Below are 23,199 nucleotides of genomic sequence, written 5' to 3' on the forward strand. Positions count from 1 at the left end.
CCGGTCGTCACCGCTCGCCGGTCGTGCGCGCGGCGAGCAGCTCGCGGTCGCGGTCCGAGAGCATCGCGAACGGCGAAGCCTTGGCGGGCGGCGGTTCCACGGCCTTCGGCGGCCCGACGACCAGGCCGAGCGCCTCGACCGTCGGGTGCTGGTTCAGGTCCTGCAAGCCGACGACGAGCCCCTTCGTCCGCGCCTGCCCCACGACCTGGATGCTGCGGATGGAATCGCCGCCCAGGTCGAAGAAGTTGTCCTGCCGACCGACCCGGTCGACGTCGAGCACCCGCTGCCAGATCTCGGCCAGCAGCTCCTCGACCGCGCCGACCGGCGGGACGAACTCCTCGGCGTCGTCCTGGCGGATCTCCTTCGGCTCCGGCAGCGCGCGGCGGTCGATCTTCGCCCGCGGCGTGAGCGGCAGCTCGTCGAGGAACACGAACAGGCGCGGCACCATGTAGCTCGGCAGCCGCTGCCCCAGCCACGTCCTCAGCTCGCCGGACGTCGGGGCGGCGCCGTCCATCACCGCGTAGCCCACCAGGTCGATGCCCGCCGTGGTGTTGGCGCGGGTGACCACCACGCACTCGCGCAGGTCGGGGTGCTCGCGCAGCGCGGCCTCGACCTCGCCCAGCTCGACCCGGTAGCCGCGCACCTTGACCATGTGGTCGGTGCGGCCGAAGAACTCCACCCGGCCGTCGATCGACCAGCGCCCCCGGTCACCCGTGCGGTACAGGCGTTCCCCGGCGCGGAAGGGGTGCGGCACGAAGCGCTCCGCCGACAGCCCCGGCCTGCCGAGGTAGCCGCGCGCCAGGCACGGGCCCGAGACGTACAGCTCGCCGGACGAGCCGACCGGCACCGGCAGCCCGGCTTGGTCCAGCACCCACACCTGCGTGTTGACCAGCGGGGAACCCAGCGGCAGCGCGCCGGACGGCACGGTGCCGCGGGTGTAGACGCCGCACACCGAGAACGTCGTGGTCTCCGTCGGGCCCCAGCAGTTCACCAGCTCCAGGTCCGGGCAGCGTTCCAGTACCCGCTCCACGTGCGGCGGTGACACGGTCTCGCTGCCGGTCAGGAAGCGGCGCAACCCGTCGAAGGTCTGCGGCTCGTGGTCGACCAGCAGCGCGAACAGCGACGCCGTGGCGTGCAGGACCGTCACGCCCGCGTCGACGACCCACTCCGCGATCTCGCGCGGCCCGTACTGCACCGGCGGTGCCAGCACCAGCCGAGCGCCACCCACCAGCGGCGCCCACACCTCGAAGGTCGAGTTGTCGAAGGACAGCGGCGCGAGCTGGAGCAGGGTGTCGGTGGGGTTGAGCGTGAGGAACTCGCCGCCGTGCAACAGTTCCGTGACGTTGCGGTGCCGCGTCACAACACCCTTCGGCTGCCCGGTCGACCCGGACGTGAAGATCACGTAGAAGCCGTTGTCCAGCGCCGCGCCGCCGTCGAGGTTCCGCTCGTCGCCCCCGGTCCACAGCGACTCGTCGACGGCCAGCACCCGCCACGGTCCGTCCGGCACGCGGTCGACGACCTGCTCGCCCGCGAGGACGAGGTCCGCGGACACCTCCCGCAGCATGTACGCCATGCGGTCGACGGGGAACTCGGGCTCGATCGGCACGTAGACGCCGCCCGCCTTCAGGACGGCCAGCAGGCTGGTGATCATGCCGAGCGAGCGGTCCTGGCACAGCGCCACCGGCACGTCCGGTCCGACGCCGAGGTCGCGCAGCCGTCGGGCCAGCCGGTTCGCCCGCGCGTTCAGCTCGCCGTAGGTCAGGGCGACCCCGCCCGACTCCACCGCCACCGAGTCCGGCGACGCCGCGACCCGCTCCTCGAACATCCGGTGCACCAGCACCGGCGGCACCTCGCCCTCGTTGGCGTTCCACGAGTCCAGCAGCCCGCGCTCGTCCTCGCCGAGCAGCGGCACCCACCGGTGCCGGGCCTCCGGGTCGGCCACCATCTCGGCCATGACCCGCAGGTAGTAGTCGCGGTAGAGCAGGACCTGGTCCGCTGTCAGGACTTCCGTGTGGTAGTCCATCCCGAACAGCAGGCGGTTGGAGTACGGGTTGCGGATCACGCCCACGTTGAGCGGGAAGTTGGTGGGTTCGGCGCGGTCCGTGGTGAAGCTGTCGATCTTGTCGTCCTCGATCCGCATGAGGCCCGGCCCGAAGGCCTTGTCCAGCACGTGGAAGTGGTTGTGGACGAAGTTCACCTCGAACAGCGGCTCGCCACCGATCTCCCGCTGGAGCGCGCCGAGCGGGTAGCGCCGGTGCGGCAGCAGTTCGCGCTCGGTCTCGAAGACGGTCCGCACCAGGTCGCGCCAGGTGCCGTCGGGCAGCTCGACGCGGAACGGCACGGTGTTGAGGAACATGCCGCGCACCTCGGTGCCGCCGTCCTCCTCCAGCCGTCCGTTTGCGGTGAGCCCGACCAGCAGGTCCGAACTGCCGGTGACCAGGCTCATGACCTTCAGGTGCGCCACCAGCAGCACGGCCTTGAGCGGCACGGAGCACTCGCGCGCCAGGTGGCGCAGCCCGTCGCACAGGTCCTCCGGCAGCAGCGTCTCGACGGAGCCGTACCCCTGGTCGGGGTGGTGCTCGCGCCACTCGTGCTCCTGCGCCCGCCCGGTCAGGCTCGTGGGGCGGTCGGTGGGCCACCGGGGCAGGCGGCAGTCCGGCCGGTCGCTGACGCGGTCGAGCCAGAACGCCCTGCTCTCCTCCGAGGCCAGCGTCTCCCGTTCGGCGGCGATGAAGTCGCGGTAGGCGGAACCGGGCGGGGTGAGCACCGGGTCCTCACCGGCCAGCAGCCGCTGGTACACCTCGGCGATCTCGGAGATCGTGGAGTGCAGGCTCCAGCCGTCGAAGATGGCGTGGTGCTCGGTGATCGTCCACTGGAAGGACTCGTCGGTCAGCCGGTGCAGGGCGAAGCGCAGCAGCAGCGGCCGGGAGTGGTCGAACGGGCGGCGGCGCTCGGAGAGCACGTGGTCGTCGAGGAGCCGGTCCCTGGTCGCCTCGTCGTGGTGGCGCAGGTCCGCCACGATGAACGGCATCTCCGCCGTCCGGTGCACGAGCTGCATCGGCTCGCTGAAACCGCTGAGGTCGAACGAGGTGCGCAGGATCGGGTGCCGGGCGATGACCCGTGCCGTCGCGTCGCGGAAGGCCGCCTCGTCGTAGGGTCCGACGATCCGGAGCCCGTCCAGGTTGTGGTACGCCCGGCGCTCCGGGTTCAGCTCCATCTCGTAGACCATGCCGACCTGGAGCTCCGCCATCGGGTAGGCGTCCTCCAGCCCCTCCGGCAGCAGCGCCCGGTCCTCTTCGGACACCAGCGCGAACGGTTCGCGCACCACGGGCTCGGTCCCCTGCGCGACAACGGTTTCCACGCGGGTCGCGAGACCCGCCGTCGTCGGGTCGCGGAACAGGTCCTGGAGGTCGAACGAGAGCCCGCCGTTCCTGGCCTGGCCGAGGACCTGGATGCTGCGGATGGAGTCGCCGCCCAGGTCGAAGAAGTTGTCGTGCCTGCCGACCCGGTCCACGCCCAGCACCCGCTGCCAGATCTCGGCGAGCACCTCCTCGACCTCGCCGACCGGCGCCACGTACTCCTGGGCCAGCTCGGGGCGGACGGCCTCCGGTTCGGGCAGTGCCTTGCGGTCCACCTTCCCCTGCGGGGTCAGGGGAAGCGCGTCCAGCGCCACGAAGTGGCGGGGGACCATGTAGTCCGGCAGCCGCTTGCGCAGCCAGGCGCGCAGCTCGTCCGTGGACGGCGCCGCGCCGTCGGCGACCAGGTAGCCCGCCAGGTCGGTCTGGCCGTCGGGCCCGCGGCGGGCGACGACAGTCGCCTCCAGCACGCCGGGGTGGGTCCCCAGCACCGTCTCGACCTCGCCGGTCTCGATCCGGTAGCCGCGGATCTTCACCTGGGCGTCGGCGCGGCCGACGTACTCCAGCCCGCCCCGCGCGGTCCAGCGGCCGAGGTCCCCGCTGCGGTAGAGGCGTCCACCGGCGTCGCCGGTGCGGTGGTCGGCCACGAACCGCTCGGCGGTCAGCGCGGGCAGGCCGGTGTAGCCGCGGGCGAGTCCCGCGCCGCCGACGTGGATCTCCCCGGTCACCCCGATCGGGCAGGGTCGGCCGTGGGCGTCCAGCACGTGCACGCCCAGGTCTGGCAGGGGCCTGCCGATCTGGCTGAGGTCGCGCTCCAGGTCCACCTCGGTCAGTTCGAGGTACGTGACGTGGACGGTGGTCTCGGTGATGCCGTACATGTTCACCAGCAACGGCGCCGCGTACCCGTGCCGCGAAGCCCACCGCCGCACCGACGGCCGGTGCAAGGCCTCGCCGCCGAACACCACGGCCCGCAACGACAAGTCACCCGCCGCCTGCTCGTCGACGGTCTCGAACTGGCGGAACGCCGACGGCGTCTGACTCAGGATCGTCACCGACTCGTCACGCACCAGCGCGTGGAACGCCTCCACATCACGACTCGTCGCATACGGCACCACCACCAGACGACCACCGGTCGTCAACGCACCCCACATCTCCCAGACGGAGAAGTCGAACGCGAAGCTGTGGAACAACGTCCACACGTCGTCCTGCCCAAACGGCAACCGCTCCCGCACACCACCGATCAACCGCACCACGTTCCGGTGCGTCACCGTCGTCCCCTTCGGACGACCCGTCGACCCCGACGTGAAGATCACGTAGGCGGCGTTGTCGGGCTCCACCTCGGGCAGCGCGTCGCCGTGGACCTCCACCGCGTCCTCGACGTCGACGAGCTGCCACGGGCCCTCGGGGACGGCGGCGGCGGTCGGCGGGTGGACGAGGACGGTCTTCGCGCCGACCTCGTCGAGCATGAACGACACGCGGTCGGCGGGGAACGCCGTGTCGAGCGGCACGTACACGCCGCCCGCCTTCAGCACCGCGAGGCACGCCACCACCATGTCCGGCGAGCGCTCCAGGCACACCCCGACGCAGACCTCCGGTCCCACACCCAGCGCCCGCAGCCGCCGCGCCAGCGCGGACGAGCGCCGGTCCAGCTCCCCGTAGGTCCACGTCGTCCCGGCGCCGGTCAGCGCCACGGCGTCCGGGTGCTCGGCGGCCCACCGCGCCACGAGGTCGTGCACCGTCCCGGCCGGGAGCGTGCTCTCGGCGCCGGACCAGGACGCCACCAGCTCGGCCTCCTCGGTGGACAGCAGGTCGACCTCGCTCAGCGGCAGGTCGGGCTCGACGACGACCCGGCGCAGCAGCGTCTCCCAGTGGCCCACGAAGGCGCGCACGGTCTCGGCGTCGAACAGGTCGGTCGCGTACTCGACCTCCAGCCGCAGCCCGTCGGCGCGGCGGAAGACGGACCACGTGAGGTCGTACTTGGCGGTGCCGGTGGAGACCGTGCTCCGCTCGAAGGTGACACCGTCGTCCAGGACCCCGGCGTCGTCCTCCTCGTGCAGGGCGAAGACGACCTGGACGATCGGGCTGTACCCGAGGTCGCGCTCCGGGTGCAGGTGGTTCACCACCACGTCGAACGGCACCCGGCTGCGCGACAGCGCGTCCAGGACACCGGCGCGGGTGCGGGCGACGAGCGCGCGGAACGTCGGGTCGTCCGCCAGGCTGGTGCGGATGACGAGGGAGTCGGCGAAGAACCCCATGACCTCGTCGAGCGCCGAGGGGCCGCGACCCGCCGTCGGCGAGCCGAGCACGACGTCCTCACTGCCCGAGTGCCGGGCGACCAGTGCCTGGAAGGCCGCGACGAGGGCCACGTACGGCGTGACGCCCGCGTCCGCGGCGAACTTCTCCAGCTCCGCGAGGGGGACACCGGTCAGGTCGAAGTGCTCGGTGCGGCCCCGGTAGCTCAGCTCGGCGGGCCGCGGGCGGTCGGCACCGAGGTCGAGGACGGCGGGCGCGCCGTCCAGCGCGCGGGTCCACGCCTCCAGCGACCGCGCGGCGGAGGCGCCGGCCATCACGTCGCGCTGCCAGAGCGCGTAATCGGCGTATTCGACGGCCTGCGGCTCCGCCGTCGCGGCCCCGGTCCGGTAGGCCTCCAGGAGCCGGCGCTGGAACACCTCCACCGACCAGCCGTCGCAGGCGATGTGGTGGAACGTCAGGTGGAGCCAGTGCGAGTCCTCCGCCAGCCGGAAGAGGTGGGCGCGGAGCATCGGGCCCTCGGCCAGGTCGAACGGCCGCCGCGCGTCCTCCTCGACCAGCCGGCGCGCGTCGGCCTCCGCCACGTCGACGACCGGGCAGGGCAGCTCCCGGCGGTCGGTCACCTCCTGGCGCGGGCCGTCCGGCCCCTCCCGGAACACGGTGAACAGCACGTCGTGCCGGGCGGCCACGGCGCTGACGGCGGCGGCGAGCCTGCCTGCGTCCAGCGGGCCGGTGAACCGGAGGGTGACGGGCGTGTTGTAGACCGGGCTGCCCGCCAGCCAGCGGTCCAGGAACCACAGCCGCTGCTGGCCGTAGGAGAGCGGACCCCGTTCGGCCGCACGGGCGCGCAGAACCGCAGGGGCAGGTGTCTGCCTGTCCTTGTGGAGGCTTCCCATGAGTTTCCCTTTCCTACCGATGGAATCATCCGGCCGTTTTCACCAAAGGGGTCTTGCCGAAGACTAGGCAGCCGCACTCGAACGGGTCAACGAAGCTCCCGAACCCAAAAGGGAAACGATGGCCCGACAATAGAATCCCAATAGGAACGGACCGAACCGAAAATAGTGCCGCTCACGACGACCGGTGAGCGCCACGGCGAATCGTTCGACTATTCTCGCAGCTCAGAGGCCCGTTCGCCACCTCGACCAGGCCCACCTGTACCGATTCACCGAAGCGGTCGAGCACGCTCGAACAGCAGGTCAAAGCAACCGAATAGGGGTCCCATCGCCCAGCGAAAGCACACGGGTAGCGCGGCGGCCCACACTATTGTCGTCCGGGCAGACCGAGGCCACGTCTGCGCTGTCCCGCCGGGTATTCGCCCGGCGAACGGGAGGAAGAGCTATGCCCAAGCAGAATCTCCAGGCTCGCGGACCGGTCGACGGTTTCCTGGAGGGCCACGCCGGGCTCCGGATCGACGGCGCGAGGCTCCTCGACCGCCTGGAGGAACTGGCGAAGATAGGCGCCGACCCCGCGGGCGGCATCACCCGGCTGGGCCTCAGCGCCCAGGAGAACGCGGCGATGGCCTACCTGCGGGACCTGTGCGCCGAGGCGGGTCTGGCGACCGAGACCGATCCCGCGGGCAACCTGCTGGTCCACCGCCCGCGCACCCGGCGCGAGGCGGCGCCCGTGCTGCTCGTCGGCTCCCACGTGGACACCGTGGTGCAGGGCGGCAGGCTGGACGGCGCCTACGGGGTGATCGCCGCGCTGGAGGTGCTCCAGGTCCTGCACGAGAACGACGTCGACCTCCCCGTCGAGATGGTCGCGGTCGCCTTCGCCAACGAGGAGGGCGCGCTGATCCAGACACCGTTCTGGGGATCGCGCGCGCTGTGCGGGTCCCTTGAGGACGGACTCGCCGCGGAGGACCGGGCGGGGCGGCCGGTCAGCGCGTACCTGGCCCAGGCCGGCGGTTCTCCCGAGCGCCTCGCGGACGCGGCGTGGTCGCCCGGCGCCATCGCCGCCTACCTGGAACTGCACATCGAGCAGGGCCCGTCGCTCGAACGCCTCGGCGTGCCGATCGGGGTCGTGGACGGGATCGTCGGGCGCACGATCCTCGACATCGACGTGGTGGGCGAGGCCCAGCACGCGGGCACCACCCCCATGGCCGACCGCCGGGACGCCATGGTCGCCGCCGCCGAGATCATCCTGGCCGTGCAGCGGATCGCCACCGAGGACGCCGTGTGCGCGACGGCCACCACGGGCTACCTGGAGGCGCACCCCAACGTCACGAACACCATCACCGGCACCGTGCGGCTGACCGTCGAGGTGCGCGACACCGATCCGGCCAAGCTCGTCCGCGGTGAGGCAGCCGTGCGGAGCGAGTGCGCTCGGGTGTCGGCGGCCTCCGGCTGCGCCGTCGAAGCGCGCGCCTCGATGCGGTCGCGCTCGGTGTCGACCGCTCCCCCGCTCCGGGACGCGGTCAGGGGCGCCGCCGACACCCTGGGGCTGCCGCACCTGACGATGCCCAGCGGCGCGGGCCACGACGCCCAGATCGTCGCGCTGGTGGCCCCGATCGGCATGATCTTCGTCCCCAGCAAGAGGGGCATCAGCCACGCGCCGGGAGAGGACACCGCACCCGCCGACCTCGTCCACGGCGCCAACGTCCTGCTGCACTCCGTCCTGGGCGCGCAGACCGCCGCGGCGGAACGGGTCTGAGCCTGCCGCTCCGCACCCGCTCCCGGCCGCGGAGCGGTCACATCGGCAGCGCCGGACGCCGCCCCTGGCGGGTCGGGGACTCGGCGAAGGTGACGGTGCACATCGCCAGGCCCCAGGCGTGCTCGGCGAAGCCGGCGCTCGTGGCCTGGCGCACGGCCGTCAGCACCCAGGAGCGCTCACGGGTGTACCAGCCGGCCGAGTCCGCGATCAGCCGCTCCGACAGCGAGCCCGGCAGTTCCCACCGGCTCGCCCCGTTGCCCGCCAGTTGCAGGTGGTGGCCGCCCTGCACCCGGTGTGCCTTCTCCGACAGGTGCAACAGGGCGCCCAGCAGGCGCTCGAACGCCTTCCTCAGCGACTCCTCGCCCTCCTCGGCCTGCCGCCTGCGCGCGTAGCCCAGGATCCAGCCGGGGACCCAGTAGCGGGTGCCGTCGGCGTGCGGGCGGACGACCACGAGGTCGGCGTCGGCGAGTTCGTCGAGCAGCGCCTCCGACCGCGCGACGCCCACGTCCAGCAGCGGCGCCCCGACCCACGAGGCGAAGTCCGCCGCCTCGACGAGCGGCAGCAGGCGGAAGAGGCGGCGGGCCTCCTCGGTCAGACCGGCGTAGGCGAGGTGCACGCCGGTCTGGTCCTCGAGGTCGTCCAGCCAGCTCGACCCGCTGTCCAGCCGGGCGATCATGTCCGCCACCGTCCAATGTGGATGCGAGGCGAGACGGGCGGCGGCCAGCCGCAGCGCGAGCGGCAGGTACCCGCACGCCTCGTTCAGCGCGACCGCGGCGTCGTGGTCGGCGTCGATCCTGGCGCGCCCCGCGATGCGGCCCGCGAGTTCGAGCGCGCTGCCCTCGGTGAACGGCGTCAGGCGCACGCGCACCGCGGCGGGGAGTCCGGCGAGCGGCTGCCGGGACGTGACGACCACCCGGCACAGCGGCGTTCCCGGCAGCAGCGGGAACACCTGGCTCTCCGAGACCACGTCGTCGAGCACCACCAGCGCCCGGCGGTCCGCCATGAGGTCGCGGTAGGTCTCCGCCCGCTCCTCCCTGCCGTCGGGGACGTCCTGGTCGGCGAAGCCGTACGCGCGCAGGAACCGCCCGAGGATGTCGTGCGGGTCCTCCGGCACGCCGTCGTGGGAGAGCCGGGCGAAGAGCTGCCCGTCCGGGAAGTCCGGGGCGAGCCGGTGGGCGGCGTGCACGGCCAGGGTGGTCTTGCCGACTCCCCCGCGCCCGGTGACCACGACCGTGGGGACGGCGGTCCCGTCCCGCGGCTCGGACACCTCCATGAGGCGTTCGAGGCTCCGGCGGCGGCCGGTGAAGTCCACGATGTCGGCCGGGAGGCGGCGCGGCCCCCTGCTCCGCACCGGCGACGGCCGCGGCTCGGCGGGTCTGGACAGCGCGGGGTCGTGGACCAGGATGCGCTGGTAGAGCCCGCTCAGCTCCTCGCCCGGCTCGATGCCGAGATCGCCGACGAACCGCGCGCGGGCCTTGCGGTACTCCTCCAGCGCCTCGGCCTGCCGCCCCACGCGGTAGAGCGCGGTCATCAGCAGCGCGAGCAGCCGCTCCCGCCGGGGGTGGGCGGCCACCAGGACGGCCAGTTCGCTGACCAGCTCGTGCGGGGCACCCAGTCCGTGCGCCAGTTCGAGTTCCAGGCACTCCTCGTGCACGGCCAGGCGCTTCTCGTCCAGCGCGGCGGCCACGCGGCGCAGGAGCTGGCTGCCGACACCGGCGAGCGCGGGCCCGCGCCACAGCGAGAGGGCCGATCGCAGTTCACCCACGGCGCGCCGCGGAACCCCGTCCGCGACCGCCGCGTGCGCGGCGACCACGTGGGCCTCGAAGGAGTGCAGGTCCAGTTCCCCCTCGTCCACCCGCAGCCGGTAGCCGGGGGCGCAGGTGTCGACGAGGTCCCGCCCGCCGGAGAGCTGTCTCCGCAGCGAGGAGATGCAGATGTGGATCTGGCTCCGGCTGGTCGCCGGGGGCGCCTCGTTCCACACCCCGTCGACCAGGCGGTCGACGGGCACGATCCGGTTGGCCTCCACCAGCAGCAGCGCCAGCACCGTCGTCTGACGCGTGCCGCTGATCTCCACGACGGCTCCGTCGCGCCGCGCTTCGAGCGGCCCGAGAATGCGGTACTCCATGCCTCGCTCCGGGGTCCTCGACAGTCGGGTGGCGGGTGCGGGGATCACCGGTCCGGCACCCGCGTGCCCCGGTGCCGTCCGGGCACGCACGTCAACCCGGTCGATCACCACGCCCGCCACCGGCCTCGTGACGACCCGGCGCTCCCCGACCTCGGCACACCACGCTCCTCGACCACTTCGGTTTGGCGAACCGGACCCCCGGCGGTATTGAGAATCCCGATGACCGCATGAAGCGAACCAATGGACGCGGGTAAAAGCCGGCACATTCCCCGGCGCCCTGCGCCGAACGCCACGACCATCGGGCCGAATCCATCGGAAAACAACATGCCGACCACCTTGTTCATCTTCCCGGTACCTCACGGGAAGAGACCGTTCAACAGGGAAATCGAGACTTCACGCAGGTCAGGACAATTTACTTCGGAAGGTGAACTATCGAGGAACCTAGCACGGGCGTCAACGAGAGGTGAATGCTCCAACCCGGTGAACCGACCGGTGCGCACCGATCGACCCGACCGCGTCGGACTTATCCCGACCATACCTCTACCCGCCCACCTCCGGCAGGTCAGGGCTTCCTCGATGATCATTTCTTGGCTGCGCGTTCGTTTACCGCTAATCAGCACTGTCAGTAACGAACAATGATTGCGCTACGCAACCGCCGTACCTGACGCGGGTCAAGGAGAAGGTGGTCGACACATACACGATCCGTGATATTCCACGACTTCGCACACTCTCAGTGCGACTACCGGGAGAACAGTTCCGCCGCGCATTACCACTTCAACTCCGACAAGACAATGGGGAGGCGCCCCACCATTCCCGGTAATGAATACGCTCAAACACGGGTACCCATTACCCAGTAGGTCCGGGGCGCTCAGGGCGCGGTGATCCCGCGAAGGAAGGCGCGCACGGCCGAGCGGCCGGGGTTCACGCGCGGTCTTCGAGGGACTCCAGCGCCACGGTGGTCGCGAGGCGGAGGGCGCGGGTGATCGTCTCGTGCGCCATCGACGGCTTCGGCGAGGTCATCCCCGCCACCTGGCCGGGTTCGTAGGGCACGTGGATGAACCCGCCGACGGCGTGGGGGCGCTGCTGGGCGAGCGTGCGCATCAACCGGTAGAACACGTGGTTGCAGGTGTACGTGCCCGCGGTGTTGGACACGCTCGCCGGGATGCCCTCCTCCACCAGCCGGGCCACGATCGCCTTGACCGGCAGGGTGCTGAAGTACGCGGCTGGCCCCTCCTCGTCGACGGGCTCGTCCACGGGCTGGTAGCCCGCGTTGTCCGGGACGCCGGGGTCCTCGATGTTGACGGCGACCCGCTCGACGGCGATGTCCGCCTGGCCCCCGGCGAGGCCGGTGCAGATCACCACGTCCGGCCGGTACCGCTCGACGGCCTCCACCAGCGCCGGGCCCACCGCGCGGAAGTCGACGGGCAGTTCCACGGCGTGCAGCTCGCCCGGCCCGGACCACTCGTCGCGCAACGCCCGCACGGCGTTCCACGACGGGTTCGTCGTCTCGCCGCCGAACGGTTCGAAGCCGGTGAGCAGGATCGTCGGCATGGTGCCCTCCTCGTCGTCGCGGGCCGCCGTGGCCGCGCCCGTTTACCGTAACGGTAGCTAGCGTTACAGTAAACCCATGGCCGACGAGTTCGCGTTCACCACGGGGCACACCTGGGCAGACTTCCTCGCGACCAGGACGAACGTCCACGGCCCCGCACCCGCGGAGTCGCTCACGACGGCCGAGGATGTGCGGCGGTGGCTCGACGCGGTCGGCCTCGCGCCGGACCACGCCCCGCGCCCGGACGACCTGGCACTGGTCCACGAGGTCAGGGAAGCGCTGCGCGCGGTCGTGCTGACCCGCCTCGGCCACCCGCTCCCGCCCCGCTCCCCCGACCTCGCCGCCGCGACCGCGGCGCTGCGGCGATCGACCGCGACGGCGGAACACGACCCGGTCACCGCCCCGAACTCCTGCGCCGCAGCGCTTTCCCGGATCGTCACCAGCGCCACCGTCGACCTGGGACACCCCGCGCTGCGCTTCCTGACGTGCGCGGAACCCGTGTGCGGCAAGGTGTTCTCGGACCGCGGCGACACCCGCCAGCGCTACTGCACCCCCCGCTGCGCAACCCGCGCCCGCGTCCGGTCCCACCGAGGAAAGTCCTCTTAGGACAGTGGAAGCACGGCGAGGGCCCCGGACCGAGTCGGTCCGGGGCCCTCCGCGCACGAGCGTCAGGTCAGCGGGACGGCAGGATCGCCCACAGCGCCAGGTAGACCACGAACTGCGGTCCGGGCAGCAGGCAGGACAGGACGAACAGCAGTCGCACCGTTCCGGGCTTCATCCCCCAGCGCTCGGCGAGGCCCGCGCACACGCCCGCGATCTTGCGGTTGTTCCTCGGCCTGCTCAACGTCGTCGGCATCGTGCTGCTCATGAGTCACCTTCCGGGTAGCACCCACGCCGGGGGACCACGCCCCCGACCTCCTGTGCGTCTCAGCTCTCCCACGGGATGCCCGGCGGCGCGCTTGCGCAAACCGACGGCCCGCCGACCGGTCAGCTCAGGAAGTGGTCGAGCGTCAGGGGCAGGTCCCGGACGCGGACGCCGGTCGCGTGGTGCGCGGCGTTGGCGATGGCGGCGGCGGTGCCCACGATGCCGATCTCGCCGATCCCCTTGGTGCCCATGGGGTTGACGTGCGGGTCGTGCTCGTCGATCCAGAGCGCCTCCACCCGCGGGACGTCGGCGTTGGCGGCGATGTGGTACTCGGCGAAGTCGTGGTTGACGACGTGGCCGAACCGCTCGTCGAGCACGCTCCGCTCGTGCAGCGCCATCGACAGGCCCATGGTCATGCCGCCGACGAGCTGCGACCGCGCCAGGCGGGGGTTCACGACCCGCCCCACCGCGAAGACGCCCAGCAGCCGGGAGACCCGCACCTCGCCGGTGTCGACGTGCACCCGGACCTCCGCGAACTGCGCGCCGAACGCGTGCTTCGCGTACTCGTCGGAGGCGTCGTCCTCCGGCATCGTCGCGGTCAGCTCGTCGCCCTCGTCGGGGTCGTCGCCGAACTTGGCGCGGAACTCCCGAGCGGCGGCCACCACGGTCGACCCCCACGACGTGATGCCGGACGACCCGCCCGCGACGGTGGCCTTGGGCAGGTCGGTGTCGCCGATCCGCAGCTCGACGTCGGCGAACTCCACGCCGAGCGCGTCGGCGGCGACCTGGGCGAGCGAGGTCCACGTGCCGGTGCCGATGTCGGCGGCCCCGATCTCCACCCGGAAGCGCCCGTCGACGGTGCGGCGGACGGTCGCGGCCGACCCCGGCATCTTGTTGACCGGGTACGTCGACGACGCGACCCCCGTGCCCACCAGCCAGTCCGACTCGCGGCGGGAGCGCGGGGCCGGGTCGCGGTCGTCCCACCCGAACCTGCGCGCGCCCTCCCGCAGGCAGGCGACGAGGTTGCGGCTGGAGAACGGTTTGCCCGACTCGGGCTCCACCTCCGGCTCGTTGCGGACGCGGAACTCGACCGGGTCGACGCCGCAGGCGATGGCCAGTTCGTCGACGGCGCTCTCCAGGGCGAACATGCCGGGACACTCGCCGGGGGCGCGCATCCACGACGGCACGGGGACGTCCAGCGCGGCCAGCCGGTGCGTCGTGCTCCGGTGCGGCGCGGCGTACATCATCCTGCTCGGCACGGCCGTCTGCTCGGCGTACTCCTTGATCCGCGACGTCTGCTCCACCACGTCGACGGCGACGGCGCGGAGCCAGCCGCCCTCGTCGCAGCCGAGGCGGACGCGCTGGATCGTGGGGGTGCGGTAGCCGACGAGGGAGAACATCTGCTGCCGGGTGAGGGCGAGCTTCACCGGTGTGCCGGGAACGGCCTTGGCCGCCAGCGCGGTGATGATCACGTTGACGTGCGCGGTGCCCTTGGAGCCGAACCCGCCGCCTACGTGCGGCGAGACGACCCGCACCCGCTCCGGGTCGAGCCCCAGCACCTCCGCCGCGGTGTCGCGGGTCGGGTGCACGCCCTGGGTGGAGTCGTGCAGGACCAGGTCGCCGTCCGACCAGAGCGCCGTGGTGGTGTGCGGCTCCATCGGGTTGTTGTTGTACCAGGCGGTGGTGTACGTGTGGTCGACGGTGAACGGCGCTTCCGCCATGGCCGCGTCGACGTCCCCCTGCGAGGTGTCGGTCTCCGCGCCCGCGTTCACCTCCTCCGGCGCGTACAGGTCGTCGCGGTCGGCGCCCAGGTGGACGTCGTGGGGCGCCTCGTCGATCCGCACGTCGACGAGCGCGCCCGCCTGCCGGGCGATCTCCGGGGTGCGCGCGACCACGGCGGCGACGACCTGCCCGCGGAAGTCGACGTCGTGGGACTGGAGGACGGCCAGTTCGGCGTCGTCCGTGGACGCCAGGCGGGGCGCGTTGTCGGGCGTCAGCACCGCGAGCACGCCGTCGAGGGCCAGCGCCGCCTCGGCGTCGACCGAGGTCACCCGTCCCCGCGCGACCTCGGCCTGCACGAGGTGCAGGTACGCGGGGTCGGTCACCCGCTGGTCGCCCGCGTAGAGCGCGGTGCCGGTCACCTTCGCCGCACCCTCGACCCGCGCCGGGGAGGCGCCGAGCACGTGCGGTCGCAGCAGGTCGGTCATCGTTCCCCCAGGCTCAGGTCACGCAGGGCGGACACCAGCGTGTTGCGGACCAGCGGCACCTTGAACCCGTTGTCGGGCAACGGCCTGGCCGCGGCGAGTTCGGCGTCGGCCGCCCGCCGGAACACCTCCTCCTCCGCCGGTGAGCCGAGCAGGACCTCCTCGGCCCGCCTGGCCCGCCACGGTTTGTGCGCCACCCCGCCGAGCGCGACGCGGACGTCGCGCACCACTCCCCCGTCGACCCGCAGCACCACCGCGACCGACACCAGCGCGAACGCGAACGAAGCCCGGTCCCGCACCTTCCGGTACAGCGACCGCGTCCCGTCCGGCAGCGGCGGCAGGTCGACGGCGGTGATCAGGTCGGCGCGGGTCAGCACCGTGTCCCGGTCGGGTTCGTCACCGGGCAGCCGGTGCAGGTCGACCAGCGGCACGACGCGCTCACCGGCCGGGCCCCGCACGACGACCCGCGCGTCCAGCGCGGCCATCGCCACCGCCATGTCCGACGGGTGGGTCGCCACGCACTGCTCGGAGGCGCCCAGGACGGCGTGCTGGCGGTTGTAACCGCCGATCGCCGAGCACCCCGTGCCCGGCTCCCGCTTGTTGCACGGCGTCGACACGTCCTGGAAGTAGGAGCAGCGGGTGCGTTGCAGCAGGTTCCCGCCGGTCGTGGCCAGGTTGCGCAACTGGCCGCTCGCCCCGGACAGCAGTGCCCTCGCCAGCACGGGGTAGTCACGCAGGACGACCGGGTGGGCCGCCAGGTCGCTGTTGCGCGCGGTGGCGCCGATCCGGAGCCCGCCGTCCGGCAGTTCCTCCACGCCGTCGAGCGCCAGCCCGCCGATGTCGACCACGACGTCCGGCGACGTGACGCCCAGCTTCATCCGGTCGACCAGGTTCGTCCCGCCCGCGAGGAACACCGCCTCGCGCGCGTCCGCCGTGGCGACCGCGCCCGCGACGTCGGTCGCGCGGTGGTAGTCGAAGGGGATCACCGGGCGACGTCCTGGATCGCGTCGACGATGTTCCCGTACGCGCCGCAGCGGCACAGGTTGCCGCTCATGCGCTCGCGGACCTCGTCGTCGGACAGTTCGACCGGGCCGGTCAGGTCGTCGGTGACGGCGCTGGGCCTGCCGTCCCGAGCCTCGGCGAGCATACCCACCGCCGAGCACACCTGGCCGGGCGTGCAGAACCCGCACTGGAACGCGTCCCGCTCGACGAAGGCCTCCTGGACCGGGTGGGGCCGTCCTCCCGCCCCGAGCCCTTCCGCGGTGGTGACGGTGGCGCCGTCGTGCGCGATGGCGAAGGTGAGGCAGGTGACGACCCGCCGTCCCCCGAGCAGGACGGTGCACGACCCGCACTGCCCGTGGTCGCACCCCTTCTTGACCGAGGTCACACCCAATCCCTCGCGCAGCGCGTCCAGCAGGGTGGTCCTGCTGTCCACCCGCAGCGTCCGGGACCGACCGTCCACGTCCAGCTCGACGTCACCGTCCACGACCGACTCCTCGCCTCGTCACCCGTGGAGACTTCCCCGTGATCCGGGGTTCAACCCGCGAGTCACCCGACGGGGCGCACCCCCTTACGACCGCCACGCACCACGCGCCTGCCACCGCCGCACTAGTGTCTGGGCAAGGCATGGGGTACTAGGAGGATTGCGTGGTTGGCGAAGCAGAGCACGGGCACCGCTTGACCGAGTTGCTGCGGTCGAACACCGACGCGCTGGTCGCGGCGTGGGTCGAGGCCGTGGCGACGACGTTGCGCGGGCGGACGACCGGCGCGGAGCTGGAGCGGGACTTCCGCGAGCTGTTCACGTCGCTGCTGCCGGTGGCGTCCGGGGACGGCCGCGACCTGAGCGGACACGCCTACGCGGAGCTCAGGTCGCTGCTCGGCGACCTGTCGCGGTCGCGCGCCCGGCAGAACTTCAGCCCGTCGGAGACCGCGTCGAGCGTCTTCGCGCTCAAGCGGGTGGTGTTCGAGCTGGTCAACGGCCAGGACGACGCCGAGCTGTTCCGGCAGGTCCTGTCGTTCTCGACGCTGCTGGACGGGCTGGGCCTGCTGACGTTCGAGGCGTACGCCCGTGCCCGCGAGGAGATCATCAAAGAGCAGTCCGAGCAGTTGCTGGAGCTGACCACCCCCGTGGTCAAGCTGTGGGAGGGGGTGCTCGCGGTGCCGCTGGTCGGCACGCTGGACTCCGCCCGCACCCAGGTCGTGATGGAGAAGCTGCTCGAAGCGCTGGTCGAGACCGGCTCCGAGCACGCCATCATCGACATCACCGGTGTGCTCGCGGTCGACACGCAGGTCGCCCAGCACCTGCTCAAGACCGTGGTGGCCGCCCGCCTGATGGGCGCCGAGTGCACCATCTCGGGCATCCGCCCCCAGATCGCCCAGACGATCGTCGCGCTCGGCATCGAGTTCGGCGACATCGCGACCAAGGCCACGCTCGCCGACGCGCTGCGGCACGCGCTGCGCCGCGACGGCGTCGAGGTCGTGCGCAAGGGCGAGCGGGGGGCCCTCTGATGGAACGCGTGCCGATCCTCAAGATCGGCGGTGTGCTGCTCGTCTCGATCCAGATCGACCTCCAGGACCAGAGCGTGCTCGCGCTCCAGGAGGACCTGGCCGAGAAGATCAGCGCCACCGGCGCTCACGGGGTCGTCATCGACATCTCCGCGGTGGAGATCGTCGACTCGTTCATCGGCCGGATGTTCGCCACCATCGCGTCCATCTCCCGGCTGTTCGACGCGGACACCGTCGTGGTCGGGATGCGGCCCGCCGTGGCGATCACCCTGGTCGAGCTGGGCCTCACGCTCGGTGGCGTGCGGACCGCGCTGGACCTCGAACGCGGGATGAGGATCCTGGAGAACATCGGTCGCGAACGCGGGCGCACCGGCCTGGAGGCTCGGTGACACCCCGGTCCGACGGGCCGGAGGAACTCCCCATCAGGGCGGACGACGATGTGGTGAGGGTGCGCCAGCTCGTGCGCACCTACGCCCAGCAGGTCAAGCTGTCGCTCGTGGACCAGACGAAGCTCGTGACGGCCGCCAGCGAGCTGGCGCGCAACACGCTGGTCTACGGCGGCGGCGGTTTCGCGCGGGTGGAGATCATCACCGCGGACGGTCGCACCGGGATCCGGGCGTCGTTCCACGACGAGGGGCCGGGCATCCCGGACCTCTCGCTCGCGCTGGCCGACGGCTGGAGCAGCGGCAAGGGGATGGGGCTCGGGCTGTCCGGCGCGCGCAGGCTGGTCGACGAGTTCGACCTGGACTCCGAGGTCGGCCGCGGCACGGTCGTGATGGTGGTGAAGTGGAAGCGCTGAGCGAGCCCACGTGCCTGCCCGTTGCCGAGGACGTCACCTGGATCAGGGTCGAGGAGCCCGCCGAGGCGGGTCGCGTCCGGCGGGCCGCCACGGCGCTGGCCGAGAGGCTGGCGTTCCCCGCCGCGCGGGTGGCGGAGATCGGTGTGGCGGTGACCGAGATCGCCACGAACCTGCACAAGCACGCCCGTGAAGGGGTGGTGCTGGTGCGGTCGGTGCGCGGCACGACCGAGGCGGCCGTCGAACTGCTGGCCGTCGACGGCGGGCCCGGCATCCGCGACGTCGGCCTGGCGTTCGAGGACGGCCACTCCACCACGGGCACGCTCGGTGTGGGCCTCGGTGCCGTCAACCGGCTGGCCGACTCGTGCGCGATCACCTCGCGACCGGGTCGGGGTACGGCGCTGTCCGCGCGCTTCCACCCGCGTCGCGGCCCGCACGCCGAGTTCCCCGAGGACGTCGCCGCGGGCGTGACCCGCGCGATCGGGGGTGAAGAGGTCTGCGGCGACTCCTACGCCATCCGCCGGAGCCCCGGCAGGCTGTCGCTGATGATGTGCGACGGGTCCGGGCACGGCCCGCTGGCGGCGACCGCGTCGCAGGCGGCGGTCCGGCTGTTCTGCTCCCTGTCCCCCACCGCCCCGGAGGACGTGGTCGCCCGCATCCACCGGGAACTGCGCGGTACCCGCGGCGGTGCGGTCGCGGTCGCGGAGGTCGACCTGGTGGCCCGCACGGTCCGGTACGCCGGGCTGGGCAACATCGGCGCCGCCGTGGTCGGCGACGGTCAGAAGCGCGGCATGGTCTCGGTCCCCGGTGTCGCCGGGTACCAGGCGCGCACGATCCGCGCGTTCGACTACCCGCTGCCCGACGACGGGGTCGTGGTCATGCACTCCGACGGCCTCACCGAACGCTGGACGGTGGAGCACGACGACGACCTGATGAGCGCGGCCCCGCTGGTGGTCGCGGGCAGTCTGCTGCGCGACGCGGGCGTGCGCAAGGACGACGCCTGCGTCCTCGTGGCGCAGACTTACTGACCATGGACGCCGACGTGCACGCCGACCTGACGCGGATGACCATCCGTGGCGAGTCGGACGTGTTCCAGCTCCGCGGCCGGGGCAGGCAGGTCGCCGCGGCCGTCGGGCTGGACAGCCAGGACCAGATCCGGGTGGCGACCGCGCTCAGCGACGTCGGCCGGGAGCTGGTCCGGCAGTCCGCCGAGGCCACCGCCGTCTTCCGGCTGCGGCTCAGCCCCGTCCTCGCGCTCGTGGTGGACCTCGACTGGGTCGGCGGGATCACCTCGACGGGTCCCGGCTGGCACACGGCGCGGATGCTCCTGCACTCCGTCGAGCTGGACCAGGGCGTCGGCGGGGGCACCATCACGATGGTGCGGCACCTGCCCTCCGGGGTGCTGGCGCCGTCGCCGGAGCAGGTCGACGGGATCCGCGGCGCCCTGGGCGCGAAGACCGAGGGCAGCGCGCTGGACGAGCTGCGGGCCCAGAACCAGGAGCTGCTCGAGACGCTGGAGGACCTGGAGCACAAGCGCCAGGAGCTGGAGCGGGCCAACGACGAGCTGGAGGAGACCAACCGGGGTGTCGTCGCGCTGTACAAGGAGCTGTCCGACGAGCTGGAACAGACCAACACCGGCGTCGTGGCGCTCTACGCCGAACTGGACGAGAAGACCACCCAGTTGCGCCTGGCCGCCGAGGCGCGCACCCGGTTCTGGTCCAACATCAGCCACGAGCTGCGCACCCCGGTCAACTCCGTCGTCGGCCTGACCAGACTGCTCGCCGTGCCGGGCGCCGATCCGCTCACCGACGACCAGCGCAGGCAGGTGGAGCTCATCAACGACTCCGGCACGACGCTGCTCGCGCTGGTGAACGAGCTGCTGGACACCGCGAAGGCCGAGTCCGGCAGCCTGCGGCCGAAGCCCGCGCCGGTCGACCTGGCGTACATGTTCGTGCAGCTCCGCGGCGCGCTGCGGCCGATGATCCGCTCGGGCGAGGTCCGGTTCGTCGTCGACGAAGACCTGCCTCCGCTGCCCGTGCTCGTCACCGACGGCACGATGCTCGTGCGGATCCTGCGCAACCTGCTGTCCAATGGGCTCAAGTTCACCGAGCGCGGCGAGGTCCGGCTGTCCGTCGTCGAGGACGGCGACGCCCTCCGCTTCCTCGTCACCGACACCGGCATCGGCATCCCGACCGACCAGCAGGACCGGGTGTTCGAGGAGTTCCACCAGGTGCCGAGCCGCCTCCAGACCGGGCTCACGGGCACCGGGCTCGGGCTGTCCTACGCGCGCAGGCTCAGCGAGATCCTCGGCGGGGACCTGACGCTGACCAGCACTCCGGGGCAGGGCACCGAGGTGGCGCTCAGGCTGCCGCTCGGGGCCGTGGCGGACATCCCGCTGACCGCTCTCGGGAACACCCTGCTGGTCGAGGGCGACGACGACTCCCGCGCCCGGCTGCGGGCGGAGATCACCGCTCTCACCGACGACGTGGTCGAGGCGAAGGACGGGCGGGCGGCGCTCAGCGCGGCCACCGGCAGGCGGCCTGACCTGATCTTCCTCGACGCCGAGGCGCCGCTGGTGACTGGTGGCGAGGTGCTGGCGGTGCTCCGCCGGGACCCGGTCCTGTGCCGAGTTCCCGTGGTGGTGGTTTGCTCGGACGACCCTGGCGGTACCGAACTCATGGCGGCCACCTTGGGCGCCTCCCTGCTCGCCCGGTCGGCGATCTCGCCGGAGTCGGTGAGGCAGGCGATCCGGGAAGCCCACGTGGCGGTGCGAAGGACGGTGTCCAGTTGAGCGCTCAGACCTCTTCACGGCGGCTGGTCTCGCTGTCCGGTCCGGCCAGGATCCTGGTCGTCGACGACCTGGAGGCCAGCCGGTACATCACCGCGAGCTGGCTGCGCCGCAGCGGGCACCTCGTGACCGAGGCCGTGACCGGCAGGCAGGCGCTGACCGTGCTGGGCGAACAGGACTTCGACCTGGTGATGCTGGATGTGCACCTGCCGGACATGAGCGGCTTCGAGGTGTGCGAGATCATCAAGGCCGACCCGGCGACGGCGGCGCTGCCGGTGATCCACGTGTCGGCCACCTACGTGGAGCCCGAGGACAAGACCACCGGTCTGACCCGCGGCGCGGACGCCTACCTGACGGAACCCGTCGACCCCGGTGAGCTGCTGGCCACCGTCGAGGCCGCGCTGCGCTACTACCGCGCGAGGATGCTGGCCGAGCGCCTCGCGAACCGGCTCACCCTCCTGACCCGCGCCACCCTCGCGATCAACTCCGCCACGACGTTCGACGGTCTGACGTCGGCCGCGGCGCTGGGCGCGGCCGACGTGCTGGACACCACCGCGGTCGCCGTGCTCGTCACGGCGAAGGACCTCCGGGTGGGCACCACCGACGGGTCCGGCGCCGCGGCGCTGACCTCGGAGCCGCTGGACCTGATCGCCGACGTGCTCGCGGACACGCTGGGGTCGAGCGAGGGCGTCGAGGTCGTGGTGCTGGACAGCCCGCCGTGGAACCCCGGCACGCCCGCCTCGGTGGTGGTGGCGCGCAGCAAGGCCGGCCGGGCCCCGGTGTGCGTCGCGGTCGACGCCGCGGCCGTGACGACCGACGAGGAGCGCAACCTGCTCGTCCAGCTCGGCCAGGCGACCGCGGTCGCCGCCGACGGGATGCGGGCGCTCACCGAGGAGCACCTGCTCGCGCTGACGCTCCAGCGCAGCCTGCTCCCCCGCCACCTGCCGGAGGAGCCGGGCCTGCCGATGGTCGCGCGGTACCTCCCTGCGTCGGCGAACGCCGAGATCGGCGGCGACTTCTACGAGGTCACGGCCGTCGGCTCCCGCCTGCTGATCGCCATCGGCGACGTGTGCGGGCACTCGATCGAGGCCGCGACGGTCATGGGTGAGGTGCGCCACGCCCTGCGGGCCTACGCGATCGAGACCGACGACCCGGCCACGATCCTCACCAAGCTCGACCGCATGCTCCAGCGCTACCACCCGCGCGGCGGGCTCACGACGGTGTGCCTGGTCCTCGTGGACCTGGCCGAGGGCACGATGGACGTGGCCAACGCGGGCCACGTGCCACCGCTGGTGTCCGACGGGGACGGGACGCGGGTGCTGGGGGTGAAGGGGCCGCTGCTCGGCATCGGTCTCCCCCACCCGCCCGCCACCCGGTTCGAGCTGCCCGTCGGGACGCTGGTGGTCCTGACGACCGACGGCCTGGTCGAGCGGTCGGACAGCGACCTGGACGAGGGCATGGAGGCGCTGCGGGCGGCGGTGGCGCACGACGCCGACCTGGACGGCCTGTGCGACGGCCTGCTGGAGCGGTTCGGCGGGGACAAGCGGGACGACATCGCCCTGCTGGCGTTCCGGCGGACGTGAGCGCGGTCCCCGACCCGACCGGGGCGCTCACCTGGTCGGGTCGGGGATCTCCGCCCACACGGTCTTGCGGTCGGCGTAGCGGTCGACGCCCCAGTCGGCGCCCATCGACTTGATCAGCACCAGCCCGCGGCCGCGGAACTCCCCCAGCGACGACGTCCCCGGTGTGAGCGGCGAGTCGGGGACGGCGTCGTCGACCTCCAGGCGCACCAGCCCCTCGCCGCTCCGGTGGTCCAGGCGGATCAGCCGGGGCGCTCGGGCGTGCTCGTAGGCGTTCGCGGCGAGTTCGGTGGCGATCAGCTCGGTGTCGGCGACGAGGTCCGGGTCCGCGTCGGCCAGCACGGTCCTGATCCACGCCCGCACCTGCGACAGCGGGAGCACCTCGCGGTCGGCGAGGTGGAACTCGTGGTGCGGGCCCGACGTCGACGTGCTCACCTGACTCCTCGGCTCGGGACACCGCCGTCGGTCCGGGACCGGCGGCGGCAGACGCAAGACGGCTACCCCGTCAGGCCGTCCACCACACGTCCGACCG

At 72.4% G+C, this 23,199-nt stretch carries 16 protein-coding genes; 8 read left to right on the forward strand and 8 right to left on the reverse strand.

Annotation, left to right across the window (positions count from 1 at the left end; genetic code table 11):
• Positions 1–7: 7 nt before the first annotated feature.
• Positions 8–6,502 (reverse strand): non-ribosomal peptide synthetase, encoded by a 6,495-nt coding sequence (locus NZH93_RS01810; protein ID WP_259621084.1) that lies wholly within the window; start codon positions 6,500–6,502, stop codon positions 8–10.
• 442 nt (positions 6,503–6,944) lie between these two features.
• Between NZH93_RS01810 and NZH93_RS01815 the strand changes: the two genes are divergently transcribed.
• Positions 6,945–8,255, forward strand: coding sequence for a Zn-dependent hydrolase (locus tag NZH93_RS01815; protein WP_259621085.1), 1,311 nt, complete (start codon positions 6,945–6,947; stop codon positions 8,253–8,255).
• Positions 8,256–8,292: 37 nt separating this feature from the next.
• On the opposite strand, the gene NZH93_RS01820 is transcribed toward NZH93_RS01815, so the two are convergent.
• Together NZH93_RS01820 and pcp are read right to left on the reverse strand one after the other, a co-directional pair.
• Positions 8,293–10,380 carry an AfsR/SARP family transcriptional regulator gene (locus tag NZH93_RS01820; RefSeq protein ID WP_259621086.1) on the reverse strand — a complete coding sequence of 696 codons (2,088 nt, stop codon included), beginning with the start codon at positions 10,378–10,380 and terminating at the stop codon, positions 8,293–8,295.
• Between the two features lie 921 nt (positions 10,381–11,301).
• On the reverse strand, positions 11,302–11,931 hold the full coding sequence (gene pcp / locus NZH93_RS01825; protein WP_259621087.1) for a pyroglutamyl-peptidase I: 630 nt from the start codon (positions 11,929–11,931) through the stop codon (positions 11,302–11,304).
• A gap of 76 nt (positions 11,932–12,007) precedes the next feature.
• Between pcp and NZH93_RS01830 the strand changes: the two genes are divergently transcribed.
• Positions 12,008–12,535 carry an ABATE domain-containing protein gene (locus NZH93_RS01830; RefSeq protein ID WP_259621088.1) on the forward strand — a complete coding sequence of 176 codons (528 nt, stop codon included), beginning with the start codon at positions 12,008–12,010 and terminating at the stop codon, positions 12,533–12,535.
• Positions 12,536–12,602: 67 nt separating this feature from the next.
• Here NZH93_RS01830 and NZH93_RS01835 read toward each other — a convergent pair whose 3' ends face one another.
• The 4 genes from NZH93_RS01835 to NZH93_RS01850 all read right to left on the reverse strand — a co-directional run bounded on the left by NZH93_RS01835 (position 12,603) and on the right by NZH93_RS01850 (position 16,484).
• Positions 12,603–12,797 (reverse strand): PspC domain-containing protein, encoded by a 195-nt coding sequence (locus NZH93_RS01835; protein WP_259621089.1) that lies wholly within the window; start codon positions 12,795–12,797, stop codon positions 12,603–12,605.
• Between the two features lie 119 nt (positions 12,798–12,916).
• On the reverse strand, positions 12,917–15,001 hold the full coding sequence (locus tag NZH93_RS01840; protein WP_259621090.1) for a xanthine dehydrogenase family protein molybdopterin-binding subunit: 2,085 nt from the start codon (positions 14,999–15,001) through the stop codon (positions 12,917–12,919).
• Entirely contained in the window at positions 14,998–15,984 is a 987-nt protein-coding gene (locus tag NZH93_RS01845; protein WP_259621091.1) for an FAD binding domain-containing protein, read from the reverse strand. The genes NZH93_RS01840 and NZH93_RS01845 overlap by 4 nt, the downstream gene beginning before the upstream one ends.
• Positions 15,981–16,484, reverse strand: coding sequence for a 2Fe-2S iron-sulfur cluster-binding protein (locus tag NZH93_RS01850; protein WP_259621092.1), 504 nt, complete (start codon positions 16,482–16,484; stop codon positions 15,981–15,983). The genes NZH93_RS01845 and NZH93_RS01850 overlap by 4 nt, the downstream gene beginning before the upstream one ends.
• 161 nt (positions 16,485–16,645) lie before the next feature.
• Here NZH93_RS01850 and NZH93_RS01855 point away from each other — a divergent pair, with 161 nt between their 5' ends.
• The 6 genes from NZH93_RS01855 to NZH93_RS01880 are packed head-to-tail and all read left to right on the forward strand — an operon-like array spanning position 16,646 to position 22,670.
• The gene (locus NZH93_RS01855) at positions 16,646–17,506 is read left to right on the forward strand and encodes an STAS domain-containing protein (protein WP_259621093.1); all 861 of its coding nucleotides are present in this window, start codon (positions 16,646–16,648) and stop codon (positions 17,504–17,506) included.
• The gene (locus NZH93_RS01860; RefSeq protein ID WP_259621094.1) at positions 17,506–17,892 is read left to right on the forward strand and encodes an STAS domain-containing protein; all 387 of its coding nucleotides are present in this window, start codon (positions 17,506–17,508) and stop codon (positions 17,890–17,892) included. Before NZH93_RS01855 ends, NZH93_RS01860 begins: the two co-directional genes overlap by 1 nt.
• Positions 17,889–18,302 carry an anti-sigma regulatory factor gene (locus NZH93_RS01865; protein WP_259621095.1) on the forward strand — a complete coding sequence of 138 codons (414 nt, stop codon included), beginning with the start codon at positions 17,889–17,891 and terminating at the stop codon, positions 18,300–18,302. The genes NZH93_RS01860 and NZH93_RS01865 overlap by 4 nt, the downstream gene beginning before the upstream one ends.
• Positions 18,290–19,327 (forward strand): ATP-binding SpoIIE family protein phosphatase, encoded by a 1,038-nt coding sequence (locus tag NZH93_RS01870; RefSeq protein WP_259621096.1) that lies wholly within the window; start codon positions 18,290–18,292, stop codon positions 19,325–19,327. Before NZH93_RS01865 ends, NZH93_RS01870 begins: the two co-directional genes overlap by 13 nt.
• 2 nt (positions 19,328–19,329) lie before the next feature.
• The gene (locus NZH93_RS01875; RefSeq protein ID WP_259621097.1) at positions 19,330–21,090 is read left to right on the forward strand and encodes an ATP-binding protein; all 1,761 of its coding nucleotides are present in this window, start codon (positions 19,330–19,332) and stop codon (positions 21,088–21,090) included.
• On the forward strand, positions 21,087–22,670 hold the full coding sequence (locus NZH93_RS01880) for a fused response regulator/phosphatase (protein ID WP_259621098.1): 1,584 nt from the start codon (positions 21,087–21,089) through the stop codon (positions 22,668–22,670). Before NZH93_RS01875 ends, NZH93_RS01880 begins: the two co-directional genes overlap by 4 nt.
• 27 nt (positions 22,671–22,697) lie before the next feature.
• Here NZH93_RS01880 and NZH93_RS01885 read toward each other — a convergent pair whose 3' ends face one another.
• Complete coding sequence (locus NZH93_RS01885) at positions 22,698–23,102, reverse strand: ATP-binding protein (RefSeq protein ID WP_259621099.1); 405 nt, start codon at positions 23,100–23,102, stop codon at positions 22,698–22,700.
• Between the last annotated feature and the right edge of the window lie 97 nt (positions 23,103–23,199).

The organism is Umezawaea endophytica, from assembly GCF_025061645.1.
Lineage (GTDB): Bacteria > Actinomycetota > Actinomycetes > Mycobacteriales > Pseudonocardiaceae > Umezawaea > Umezawaea endophytica.

Bases quoted from the DNA above. Each gene is read 5' to 3' on its own strand.
- NZH93_RS01820 (WP_259621086.1), bottom strand. From the start codon at position 10,380: ATGGAGTACCGCATTCTCGGGCCGCTCGAAGCGCGGCGCGACGGAGCC.
- NZH93_RS01835 (WP_259621089.1), bottom strand. From the start codon at position 12,797: ATGAGCAGCACGATGCCGACGACGTTGAGCAGGCCGAGGAACAACCGC.
- NZH93_RS01810 (WP_259621084.1), bottom strand. From the start codon at position 6,502: ATGGGAAGCCTCCACAAGGACAGGCAGACACCTGCCCCTGCGGTTCTG.
- NZH93_RS01860 (WP_259621094.1), top strand. From the start codon at position 17,506: ATGGAACGCGTGCCGATCCTCAAGATCGGCGGTGTGCTGCTCGTCTCG.
- NZH93_RS01830 (WP_259621088.1), top strand. From the start codon at position 12,008: ATGGCCGACGAGTTCGCGTTCACCACGGGGCACACCTGGGCAGACTTC.
- NZH93_RS01815 (WP_259621085.1), top strand. From the start codon at position 6,945: ATGCCCAAGCAGAATCTCCAGGCTCGCGGACCGGTCGACGGTTTCCTG.
- NZH93_RS01840 (WP_259621090.1), bottom strand. From the start codon at position 15,001: ATGACCGACCTGCTGCGACCGCACGTGCTCGGCGCCTCCCCGGCGCGG.
- NZH93_RS01875 (WP_259621097.1), top strand. From the start codon at position 19,330: ATGGACGCCGACGTGCACGCCGACCTGACGCGGATGACCATCCGTGGC.
- pcp (WP_259621087.1), bottom strand. From the start codon at position 11,931: ATGCCGACGATCCTGCTCACCGGCTTCGAACCGTTCGGCGGCGAGACG.